We start from the raw sequence: 10429 nt of genomic DNA, 5'->3' as shown, positions 1-10429 counted from the left end.
GTGCAGGGGGTTGGGGGTACGGGGGGGAAAAGGCGGTGTTGCCGGCGGGTCATGGGCGGGAAAAAAAACCCGGGGGGGGGGTTTGCCCCGGATTGGGGTGACACACCCCGCTTTTGGTGTCAGTAGAACATTAGGTCGATCAGCTCACGGCTTGGTCAAGTCCATGCCCGGAACCGGAACGGCTGGGTCGGCGGACGGCGCCGCGATGGGTCCCTTGCCCTTTCGCTTTCCCGAACGCAGGCGCTTCTCCACCTTGGTTGCCAGGAAGGTCAAAGCGGAGTTGAGTGCGATCATGATCGCTGCGACCACGATGAGCGCCGGCAAGAAGTTTCCGTAGAAGGTGCCGAGCTGCTGCGCCTGACGCACCAACTCGACGTACCCGATCAGGTAACCGAGGGCCGAGTCCTTCAGCGCCACGACCATCTGCGAGATCAGTGCCGGGAGCATGGCGGTAACGGCCTGGGGGAGCAGGATTGTCACCATGATCTGCGTCTTGCGCATGCCAAGTGCCTTGGCGGCCTCACTTTGCCCACGGGGGAGCGAGTTGATTCCGGCGCGGACGATCTCGGCGATCACGGAACCGTTGTACAGCGTCAAGCCCACCACGACTGCGGCGAGTGCGAGGTACTTCGACTTGAAGACTTCGTATTCGGCAAACACCTGATACGAGAAAATCATCAGAATCAGCACCGGCACCGCGCGGAACAATTCGACGATGACGCCGCAAATCTTCCGAATGATGTTGTGCTCGGAGAGCCGACCGATACCCAGCGCAGAACCGAGGATGAGCGCGAAGACGATGGACATCGCAGCCGCGACCAACGTGCCTCGGATACCGGGTATCAGATACGTTGTCCACGAGGTGGATTCGAGGAACGGATCCCACTTCGCTGCTGTCAGCTGGCCCTTTTCGTCGAGCGCGCGGTAGATGACGTACCCGATTGCCACCATGACCGCGGCGACGACAAGGGACGCGAATCGGTAGAGATTTCGCGCTCTCGGACCGGGCGCGTCGTAGAGAACTGTTGCGCGGTTGCTCATCGTGAAACCTCGAATCGCTTGCTCAGCTTGCCGAAGATCAAGCCCATGGGAAGTGTCAGGATCACGAAACCGACAGCGAAGATTCCACCGACGACGAAGATCGCGGCTTCGTTCTCGATCATCTTCTTCATCAGCGCTGACGCTTCGGAAACGCCGATCACCGCGGCGATGGTCGAGTTCTTGGTCAGTGCGATCAGCACGCTACCCAGCGGTGCTGTGACCGCGCGAAAAGCCTGAGGTAGGACGATCAACCGAAGATTTTGTGCAAACGACAGACCGAGTGATCGGCCCGCTTCGGCCTGGCCGACCGAAACGGTATTGATTCCCGATCGAAGTGACTCACACACGAACGCGGCGGTGTAGACACTGAGGCCGAGTACGGCGAGTCGGAAGTTGTTGTCTGTCAAGAACGTCGGTGAGTCCGACTTGGCGAGGTTGACTCCGAGCGTCTGCGACAGACCGAACAGGCAGAACAGCAGAATCAGTGTCAGGGGGGTGTTTCGGAACACGGTCACGTACGCGGTACCCAGGAATCGGGCGACCGGGACCGGTGACACGCGCATGGCCGCAATCAGGACACCGATGATGACGGCGCCGATCGCGGAGAAGAACGTCAGCTGGATCGTGGTCCAGAAGGCTTCCAGAATCTGGTCGCCGTACTTGCTCAGAAGGTTCACTTGCCGTCTCCCCAGATCACGGGATCTCCGTTGGTGGCGTCACGCGCTGCGGCTCCCGAAGTGGGGAGCCGCAGCGAGATTGACGGTGAAAAAGCAGGTCAGTAACGATCAACGGTGGGCGGTGCCGGGATGGGGTAGCCCGAAGCGCCAACGGTGTTGTTGAAGGCTTCTTCCCATGCGCCGGTGGAGATCATCTTCTCGATGGCGTCGTTGATCTTGCCGCGACCCTCGGAATCGTCCTTGGCCAGGCCGACGCCGTACTTTTCGGTCGTGAACGGTTCTCCGACGACCTTCAGCTCGCCCGGGTACTGGGCAGCGTAGCCGGCGAGAATGATGTCGTCGGTGGTGACAGCGTCGACAGCGCCGTTACGCAGAGCCTCGACACAAGCGGAGTAGGTGTCGAGAGGCTGGAGCTGGACGTCCTTGGCGTAGTTGTCCTGGATGTTCTGCGCCGGAGTCGAACCCGACACCGAGCAGAGCTTCTTGCCACCGGTGAGCGAATCGGGGCCGGTGATGTCGGTGTTGTCGGAGCGAACGAGCAGCGACTGGCCCGCGATGAAGTACGGGCCGCCGAAGCTGACCTTCTCCTTGCGTGTGTCGGTGATCGAGTAGGTGGCGACGATGTAGTCGACCTCGCCGTTCTGGATCAACGTCTCGCGCTGGGCAGAAGGTGATTCCTTGAACGTGATGCCTTCGGGCTTCACGCCGAGTTCGTTGGCGATGTACCGGGCTACCTCGACGTCGAAACCGGAGAAGGTGCCGTCCGGATTACGCTGACCGAGGCCGGGCTGATCGAACTTGATGCCGACGGTGAGGGTGCCGTCGGAAGCGCTCTCGGTGATCGACTTGTTCTCCTCGCCGCCACCACAGGCGGTGGCAGCGAACGCGATAGCCATGATTCCGATTCCGAAACGGACGGAACGATTGATCTTCATGAAGATCCTCTCGGTTGTCGACATGCAAACGGTGCAGTCGAGATGAAAAGTGCAGTCGAGCCAGTTGTCTTGTGGACGAGAGCAGGACTGTGTCGGAGGGGGGACTGTGTCGGAGGGGGACTGTGATCAGTGAGTGAGGATCTTGCCGAGGAAGTCCTTGGCCCGATCCGACTTGGGATGGGTGAAGAACTCTTCGGGCGTCGTGTCTTCGACCACCTGACCGTCAGCCATGAACAGCACGCGATCGCCGGCCTTACGCGCGAAGCCCATCTCGTGCGTGACCACGAGCATGGTCATGCCTTCCTTGGCGAGGGAGGTCATGACGTCGAGGACCTCGTTGACCATCTCGGGGTCGAGAGCGGAGGTGGGCTCGTCGAAAAGCATCACCTTGGGCTGCATCGCAAGAGCGCGAGCGATCGCGACACGCTGCTGCTGGCCACCGGAAAGCTGTGCCGGGTACTTGTCAGCCTGATTGGCGATACCGACGCGTTCGAGCAACGCCTGCGCCGTCTTCTTGGCGTCGTCCTTCTTCGCCTTGCGGACCTTCATCGGTGCGAGCATGACGTTCTCGAGGATCGTCTTGTGTGCGAACAAGTTGAAGGACTGAAAGACCATCCCGACGTCGGCACGAAGTGCGGCAAGTGCTTTGCCCTCCTCGGGGAGCGTCTTGCCGTCGACGGCGATGGTGCCCGAGTCGATGGGTTCGAGGCGATTGATGGTGCGGCACAGAGTCGACTTACCGGAGCCCGACGGACCCAGGACGATCACCACTTGGCCCTTGGGTACCTCGAGATTGACCTCTTGCAGGACGTGAAGTTCCCCGAAGTGTTTGTTCACCGAGGTCATCGAAATCATGGATGTGGAATCGCCGGAGGTGGTCGGCGTCGTCGCATCGTCGGCTTGGGTCATAAACGAGAACCTTAGGCGTAGTTTGCGTCGACGCCCGTGATTTCGCCATGGTTCTTGCCATATGTAATGGAAATTTTACTGTGACGACGTTTATGTCGCGTTTCGGCTGTTTATCAGGGCGTTATTACACGTCGTAGTGGACGTGAGCTAGGCTGAAGCGTGTCACTGATCGACGAAATGTCCCCTGCACTTCCGGAGCCGACTGCAGTTCCGGAGCCGACTGCGACGCCTGTTCGCACCTACGAGGTGCGGACGTACGGCTGTCAGATGAACGTCCACGATTCCGAGCGACTGTCCGGTCTGCTCGAGGACGCCGGGTATTCGAAGGCTGAGACCGGAACCGATCCTGACCTTGTCGTCTTCAATACGTGTGCAGTGCGTGAGAACGCGGACAACAAGTTGTACGGCAACCTCAGCCAGCTCGCCCCGAACAAGGAGGCGAACCCCGACATGCAGATCGCCGTCGGTGGATGCCTGGCTCAGAAGGATCGTGACACCGTCGTCAAGAAGGCGCCGTTCGTCGATGTTGTCTTCGGCACCCACAACATCGGCTCGCTTCCCGCGCTGCTCGATCGTGCGCGTCATAATCAACGTGCCGAAGTCGAAATCCTCGACGCACTCGAGGCCTTTCCGTCGACACTGCCGGCAAAGCGTGAATCTGCCTACGCGGGTTGGGTTTCCATCTCGGTAGGCTGCAACAACACGTGCACGTTCTGCATCGTTCCGGCCCTGCGCGGCAAGGAAGTGGACCGTCGTCCCGGAGACATTCTGGCCGAGGTTCAGGCGCTCGTCGACGAGGGCGTCTCCGAAGTGACCCTGCTCGGGCAGAACGTCAACGCCTACGGCGTGTCGTTCGCCGATCCGGAGCAACCGCGCGATCGCGGCGCCTTCGCCTCCCTCTTGAAGGCGTGCGGACACATCGACGGCCTCGAACGTGTGCGATTCACATCCCCGCACCCGGCGGAATTCACCGACGACGTCATCGAAGCGATGGCAACCACTCCTAACGTCTGCCCGCAGCTGCACATGCCGCTGCAGTCCGGCTCGGACAAGGTTCTCAAGGCGATGAAGCGCTCGTACCGCAAGTCGAAGTACCTCGGGATCATCGAGAAGGTGCGCGCCGCAATGCCGCACGCCGCCATCACCACGGACATCATCGTCGGGTTCCCGGGGGAGACGGAACAGGATTTCGAGGAGACTCTGGACGTCGTGCGCAAGGCGCGATTCTCCAATGCCTACACCTTCCAGTACTCCAAGCGCCCGGGTACGCCGGCGGCCGAAATGGCCGATCAACTACCCAAAGAGGTTGTCCAGGAACGCTATATGCGATTGCTCGCGGTTCAGGAAGAAGTGAACATCGAGGAGAATCGTAAACTCGTCGGCACCGAGGTGGAACTGCTGGTGGCAGCCGGGGAGGGCCGCAAGAACGCAGCGACTCACCGCCTCAGCGGTCGTGCGCGCGACGGCAGACTGGTTCATTTCCGACCTGAGGGAAACCTCGACGGCGCAATCCGACCCGGCGACGTGGTGACGGTCGTCGTCACCCACGGAGCCCCCCATCACCTCGTGGCCGATGACGGGGTGCTCACGCACCGTCGGACGCGCGCCGGTGATTCGTTCGAAAAGGGCATCACACCCAAGACCCCGCCCATCGGCGTAGGTCTCGGTCTACCGAAGATCGGTGCCCCGGCCCCACAACCCGTCCAGATGGGATGCAACGCATGACCTCGCAACACGAGAACAAGACACCACAGCCGGGCGACGACGCCTTCGAGGGCTACCGCAAGGATCTCGACGACGCGGAACGCAAGGTCGCGGGAGAAATCGATCCGGGTGCGCGCGCCATGGTTGTCGCGGTTGCGGTGCTCGTGCTGGTCGGCACCCTTGCACTGCCCCACGCCGGAGTGGCGAACGGTTGGGATGTGCTCGCGTACAACCAAGACGCGGAAACCGAACGGATTGCACTGTTCTCACGCTTGTTCGTGTGGTTCGTCGTCGTCTTCGGCATCGGATTCTCGATGCTCGCGCTGGTCACGCGGCGTTGGAGTCTGGCCTGGGTCGCACTCGCCGGCAGTGCCGTGGCGAGCGCCCTCGGAATGATGGCCGTCTGGTCCCGTCAGACCATTCCTGCCGGTTTCAACGTGGCTGGACCGTCGATCGGGCTGATCATCGGATGGTTTGCCGTGGTGTTCTTGACATTCCACTGGCTCAAGGTGGTCTGGACACGAACCAACATTCAGCTCGCTGCCGAGGAACAACGCCGGATCGCTGCGGCTGAAGCCGAAAAGCATCAGGAATGGAACGTCGGCTGACACAGCGTAGCCCTGCCGAACCGGCGGACCGCCCACCCAAAGCGCACAACAACGCCGGCTGACCCCTTTCGGAGTCAGCCGGCGTTGTTGTCGATGAACTCGTTTGTTGTCGACTACTCGTTGACAGCGCTCTCGGCAGCTTCGGCCCACTCGCGCCACTGCTTTGCCTGAGCGAGAGCCTTCTCGGCGTCCTTCGTCTTTCCGGCAGCCTGAGCTTTAGCGGCCTGCTCCTCGAACTGGCTCACCCGCTCCTTGAACTGCGCGACGCGGGCCAGCGCTTCCGGATCGGTACGGCGCCACTCGGCGTCGACGGCGTCGCGCACCTTGGTTTCGATGGCCCGGAGCTTCGCTTCGAGTTCCTGCATTCGATCGCGCGGAACCTTGCCGATCGCGTCCCACTTCTCCTGCAGGTCGCGAAGCGCTGCGCGAGCGTTCTCGAGTCCGTGTGCCGGATCGATGTTCGCGTTCGCAGCGAGCAACTCTTCCTTCGCGACTGCGTTCTGCTCGAATTCGGCGTCGCGCTCGGATGCAGCAGCGTTGCGGGCGGCGAAGAACACGTCCTGAGCGCCCTTGAATCGCTTCCACAGGTTGTCGTCGGCCTCGCGCGGCGCGCGGCCGGCAGCTTTCCACTCGCTGAGCAGATCGCGGAATTCTCCAGCGGTCTGTCCCCATTCGGTGGAGGTCGACAGCTTCTCGGCGCGCTCGACCAGTTCTTCCTTCGTCGAACGGGCGCTCGCACGATCGCGATCGAGTTCCGCGAAGTGGGCTCCACGTCGTCGGTTGAAGGATTCACGAGCCTTCGAGTACCGCTTCCACAGTGCGTCGTCGACCTTGCGGTCGATTCCGCGAATCGTCTTCCACTCGTCGAGAATCTCGCGCAGTCGATCACCCGCGGTCTTCCACTGGGTCGACTCCGAACCGATCTGTTCGGCCTCGACTGCGAGGGCCTCCTTGCGGGCGGTGCTCGCCGCGCGAGACTGTTCCTTCTCTTCCTTCGCGTGCGCCGCGGCCTCGTCGGATCCGGCGATGATCACGTCGAGCCGGCGGGCCAAAGCGTCGAGGTCACCGATCACGGCGGCGGTCGAGAGGGATTCGGACAGAGCGATAGCGGCAGCCTTGGTTTTCTTTGCGTCTCCGGCGCCCGACGTCAGTCGCGCCTCGAGTAGCGAGACCTCGGTCGCGAGGTCGTCGTAGCGACGACCGAAATGGGCGAGGCCCTCGGTGGCGTCGCCGGCCTGCCACGAACCGATCTGACGTTCACCGTCGGCGGTCTTCACCCAGGCGGTGCCGTCGTCCTCGACGCGGCCGAACTTGCTCGGGTCGCTGGTTGGTGCAGCGGTGACGGCATGCGAGGCCGCTGGACCGGGGCGAGGTGCTCCGGGGCGGGGCGCACCGGGGCGTGGTCCACCAGGTTTGGGTGCTCCGGGTTTGGGAGCAGCCGGGCTCGGGCTGGCCGAACTGCTGTCGGCGCCGGTGGTGGGTTCACTGTTCTCGGTCATCGGTCCTCGTCTCTGCCGCGCGTCACGGCTGCCTGATCGCATTCCTGGTTCCATTGAACCCGGTACTCACGTTCTCCGACTATTGAATCAGGTAGAAGGGCGTGAGGTCGCCACCTCGGGGTCGACTAGCGTGGCAACTGTGTTGACTTCCGCTGTTCTCGTCCCCTCGGCGCCGTTGCTCGTGCCGGAATTGTCCGGTGATTCGGCCGAGGCCGCCCAGGTGCGCGCTGCGGCATCGGCCGCCGTGCGCCAGCTGTCTTACGAGGCAGTTCAATGGGTAGGCGTCGGTGTCGACTCCGAGAATGCAGCTGAAGAACTCTGGCGAACTGGCGTCGGACGTGGGCGGGTCGGGACTTTCGCGGGATTCGGCGCCGATGTCCGGACGTCTCTGGATGCGGATGCTGCAGGCGAACCGGTGCCATCCCTCGAACTCTGCGCCCTCGTTGCCGGCTGGCTGCGTGCCCGTGTGGGTGTGGAGATCACCGTCGACATGCACGCTGTCAGCCCGGAGGCGTCTGCGAGTGAGTGCCGCGAATTCGGGCATCAACTCCGCAAGCAACTCGACAGCGACAACCGACCGCAGGGACTTCTGATCGTGGCTGACGGTGCATCCACATTGACGGCAAAGGCGCCGGGAAGCTTCGACGAGCGCGCTGCGGGCGTGCAATCGATCATCGACGATGCCCTGGCTGCCGGTGACCCGGAGGCACTTCTTGCTCTCGATCCGCAGCTTTGCCGGAGTGTGGGAGTTCAGGGGCGTGCGGCATGGCAGGTCCTGGCCGGTGTCTTCACTGACTCGCCCCGATCAGCTCGTCCTCGTTCGACGGTCGACTACAGCGGTGCGCCGTTCGGCGTCGGCTACCACGTCGGGACGTGGCGGCCGTGAACGTTCCTGAAAGACTTCGCCCGATTGCAGTTGTTGGTCCGACGGCGTCGGGAAAGTCCGATCTCGCATTGGCGTTGGCCGAGGAATTCGGCGGCGAGATCATCAACATCGACGCGATGCAGCTCTATCGCGGCATGGATATCGGGACGGCGAAACTGACGCTCGCCGAGCGCCGTGGGATTCCCCATCACCTGCTCGACGTTCTCGACGTGACAGAGACCGCCACCGTCGCGCGTTATCAAACCGACGCGATCGCGATCGCCGAGAACCTGATCGCGGCAGGCAAGGTTCCGGTGATCGTCGGCGGCTCCATGATGTACGTCCAGTCTTTGCTCGACGAATGGTCCTTTCCGGCAACGGATCCCGACGTTCGTGCAAAGTGGGAAGCGGTGCTGGCCGAGGGTGGGGTCGATGCAGTGCACGCGGCGCTCGTTGCTGCCGATCCGGTCGCGGCGGCCTCGATACTGCCGACGGACGGTCGGCGGATGGTTCGGGCGCTCGAAGTCGTCGAACTGACAGGTCAGCCCTTCGCGGCCTCGGCGCCTCAGATCGGTGACCCTCGTTGGGGAACCCGCATTCTCGGTGTGGATCGTGACACCGAAGAACTCGACGCCCGGATTCGCTTGCGAACGGAGCTGATGTTCTCGGGCGGACTTGTCGATGAGGTTTCCGCACTTGTCGAGCAAGGATTGCGTGAGGGAGTCACAGCGCCGCGAGCGATCGGCTACGCGCAGGTGCTCGCATATTTCGACGGTGATTATGATCTGGCCGAAGCGCTCGAACGGACGTTCATCGGGACGCGGCGCTACGTTCGCCGCCAACGATCGTGGTTCCGTCGTGACACCCGCGTGCAGTGGCTCGACGGTGGCGATCCGGAGCTGGTCAACTCCGCCTTCGCGGCCCTCGCAGATCGCGGTCTGTAACACGGTCGACGACGTGGAGGGCGACGATCAACGGGAAGATCGGGACATGCTGGTAGCCGACACGTCGTGGCGCGGGTTGGCTAGCAATGCTTCTTCTGCTTGTCGCTCTTCTCTCAGTCGGCGGGTGCCGATCTATTTGTGAACACAGTGGCGATCTGACCTGGATGCGCGTGCCGACATCGTGACCTGTCGGGGGCGAGGTGGTGCCTGACCCTTACTGCCGTCCGGATTCACGTACGAACAGAACGTGGTGGTCACCGCGTTACCCGCGTAGGACGGTCGGTACGTCCGGATAGGATGGCGACCATGGACTTCAGTAAGGGCCACGGCACGCAGAACGACTTCGTTGTTCTCCCTGACCTCGACGTTCGGATCGATCTCGAACCGGCGCGAGTTTCAGCGTTGTGTGATCGTCAGCGTGGTCTCGGCGCCGACGGCATCCTCCGTGTTGCACGGGCAGGCGCACTCGCGGACGCGGGCGTGCTCACCGCGCTCCCGGACGGCGTCGCTGCCGAAGACTGGTTCATGGACTACCGCAACGGCGACGGATCTACCGCGGAGATGTGCGGAAACGGCGTTCGTGTGTTTGCGCACTATCTCAAGGCCTCCGGCCTGGAGAGCAAAGACGAGTTCGTGGTCGGCAGCCGCGCGGGAGCGCGTCCGGTTGTGGTGCACAGCTACGACGCCACACGCGGCGACGTGACCGTGGCGATGGGCCCGATCAAGGACCTCGGCACCAGTTCGGCAACAATTGACGGCCGCGTCTTCTCCGGTGTCGGCATCGACGTCGGCAATCCGCATTTGGCGTGTGTCGACGAGCATGTGACTGCAGAGGTTTTGAGTGCACTCGATTTAACTGTCTCTCCGGGCTTCGACCCCGGGTTCTTCCCACACGGGGTCAACATCGAGATCGTGACACCGATCCACGACGGTGGGGTCCACATGCGCGTTCACGAGCGCGGTGTGGGCGAGACTCGTTCCTGCGGAACCGGGACGGTCGCAGCTGCGGCTGCGGCGCTGAAGTACGACGGCCGCGAGGAGGGTTCGGTCCTGGTGCGCGTTCTCGGCGGAGAAGTGCAAGTCACCGTCGAAAGCGGAGAAGGGTCTTTGCGAGGGCCCTCGGTTCTGGTGGCGAGCGGAACGATCAGCGACGCCTGGTGGAAATCGCTTGTGTGATAACGCCCGCGTGAAATACGCCTGCAGGAAATACGGATGCATCGTGCCCGGGTTTCGTGGGACCATGGATC

10 protein-coding genes are annotated in these 10429 nt (G+C 62.6%); 5 read left to right on the top strand and 5 right to left on the bottom strand.

Annotated elements, in window-relative coordinates; genetic code table 11:
• Positions 1-144: 144 nt before the first annotated feature.
• The 4 genes from R4P65_RS25440 to gluA all read right to left on the bottom strand — a co-directional run bounded on the left by R4P65_RS25440 (position 145) and on the right by gluA (position 3508).
• Entirely contained in the window at positions 145-1041 is an 897-nt protein-coding gene (locus R4P65_RS25440; protein ID WP_317828578.1) for an amino acid ABC transporter permease, read from the bottom strand.
• Positions 1038-1718, bottom strand: a complete 681-nt coding sequence (locus R4P65_RS25435) for an amino acid ABC transporter permease (protein WP_230817143.1) — start codon at positions 1716-1718, stop codon at positions 1038-1040. The genes R4P65_RS25440 and R4P65_RS25435 overlap by 4 nt, the downstream gene beginning before the upstream one ends.
• A gap of 98 nt (positions 1719-1816) precedes the next feature.
• Positions 1817-2653: a glutamate ABC transporter substrate-binding protein gene (locus R4P65_RS25430; protein ID WP_020907523.1), complete on the bottom strand. Its 837-nt coding sequence runs from the start codon at positions 2651-2653 to the stop codon at positions 1817-1819.
• A 126-nt stretch (positions 2654-2779) separates the two neighbouring features.
• Positions 2780-3508: a glutamate ABC transporter ATP-binding protein GluA gene (gene gluA, locus R4P65_RS25425; protein ID WP_283303996.1), complete on the bottom strand. Its 729-nt coding sequence runs from the start codon at positions 3506-3508 to the stop codon at positions 2780-2782.
• A gap of 231 nt (positions 3509-3739) precedes the next feature.
• On the opposite strand from gluA, the gene miaB reads away from it, so the two are divergent.
• Positions 3740-5287 carry a tRNA (N6-isopentenyl adenosine(37)-C2)-methylthiotransferase MiaB gene (miaB, locus tag R4P65_RS25420; protein ID WP_317828628.1) on the top strand — a complete coding sequence of 516 codons (1548 nt, stop codon included), beginning with the start codon at positions 3740-3742 and terminating at the stop codon, positions 5285-5287.
• The gene (locus R4P65_RS25415) at positions 5284-5874 is read left to right on the top strand and encodes a hypothetical protein (RefSeq protein ID WP_230817144.1); all 591 of its coding nucleotides are present in this window, start codon (positions 5284-5286) and stop codon (positions 5872-5874) included. Before miaB ends, R4P65_RS25415 begins: the two co-directional genes overlap by 4 nt.
• Before the next feature lie 113 nt (positions 5875-5987).
• Here R4P65_RS25415 and R4P65_RS25410 read toward each other — a convergent pair whose 3' ends face one another.
• Positions 5988-7373 carry a DUF349 domain-containing protein gene (locus R4P65_RS25410; RefSeq protein WP_230817145.1) on the bottom strand — a complete coding sequence of 462 codons (1386 nt, stop codon included), beginning with the start codon at positions 7371-7373 and terminating at the stop codon, positions 5988-5990.
• 139 nt (positions 7374-7512) lie between these two features.
• Between R4P65_RS25410 and R4P65_RS25405 the strand changes: the two genes are divergently transcribed.
• The 3 genes from R4P65_RS25405 to dapF all read left to right on the top strand — a co-directional run bounded on the left by R4P65_RS25405 (position 7513) and on the right by dapF (position 10358).
• The gene (locus R4P65_RS25405; RefSeq protein WP_317828577.1) at positions 7513-8259 is read left to right on the top strand and encodes a hypothetical protein; all 747 of its coding nucleotides are present in this window, start codon (positions 7513-7515) and stop codon (positions 8257-8259) included.
• Positions 8247-9182, top strand: a complete 936-nt coding sequence (miaA, locus tag R4P65_RS25400; RefSeq protein ID WP_317828576.1) for a tRNA (adenosine(37)-N6)-dimethylallyltransferase MiaA — start codon at positions 8247-8249, stop codon at positions 9180-9182. Before R4P65_RS25405 ends, miaA begins: the two co-directional genes overlap by 13 nt.
• Before the next feature lie 306 nt (positions 9183-9488).
• Positions 9489-10358 carry a diaminopimelate epimerase gene (dapF, locus tag R4P65_RS25395; protein WP_317828575.1) on the top strand — a complete coding sequence of 290 codons (870 nt, stop codon included), beginning with the start codon at positions 9489-9491 and terminating at the stop codon, positions 10356-10358.
• Positions 10359-10429 lie beyond the last annotated feature (71 nt).

Origin of the sequence: Rhodococcus sp. IEGM 1318 (assembly GCF_033142465.1) — a bacterium.
Classification (GTDB): domain Bacteria; phylum Actinomycetota; class Actinomycetes; order Mycobacteriales; family Mycobacteriaceae; genus Rhodococcus_F; species Rhodococcus_F qingshengii_B.
The sequence above is the reverse complement of the archived record's forward strand: the minus strand, read 5'-3'. Positions and strand labels throughout refer to the sequence as shown.

What these genes read in the sequence shown, in the direction of transcription:
- R4P65_RS25410 (WP_230817145.1), bottom strand. Translation starts at nt 7,373, where the DNA reads ATGACCGAGAACAGTGAACCCACCACCGGCGCCGACAGCAGTTCGGCC.
- gluA (WP_283303996.1), bottom strand. Translation starts at nt 3,508, where the DNA reads ATGATTTCGATGACCTCGGTGAACAAACACTTCGGGGAACTTCACGTC.
- R4P65_RS25440 (WP_317828578.1), bottom strand. Translation starts at nt 1,041, where the DNA reads ATGAGCAACCGCGCAACAGTTCTCTACGACGCGCCCGGTCCGAGAGCG.
- R4P65_RS25415 (WP_230817144.1), top strand. Translation starts at nt 5,284, where the DNA reads ATGACCTCGCAACACGAGAACAAGACACCACAGCCGGGCGACGACGCC.
- R4P65_RS25430 (WP_020907523.1), bottom strand. Translation starts at nt 2,653, where the DNA reads ATGAAGATCAATCGTTCCGTCCGTTTCGGAATCGGAATCATGGCTATC.
- miaB (WP_317828628.1), top strand. Translation starts at nt 3,740, where the DNA reads ATGTCCCCTGCACTTCCGGAGCCGACTGCAGTTCCGGAGCCGACTGCG.
- dapF (WP_317828575.1), top strand. Translation starts at nt 9,489, where the DNA reads ATGGACTTCAGTAAGGGCCACGGCACGCAGAACGACTTCGTTGTTCTC.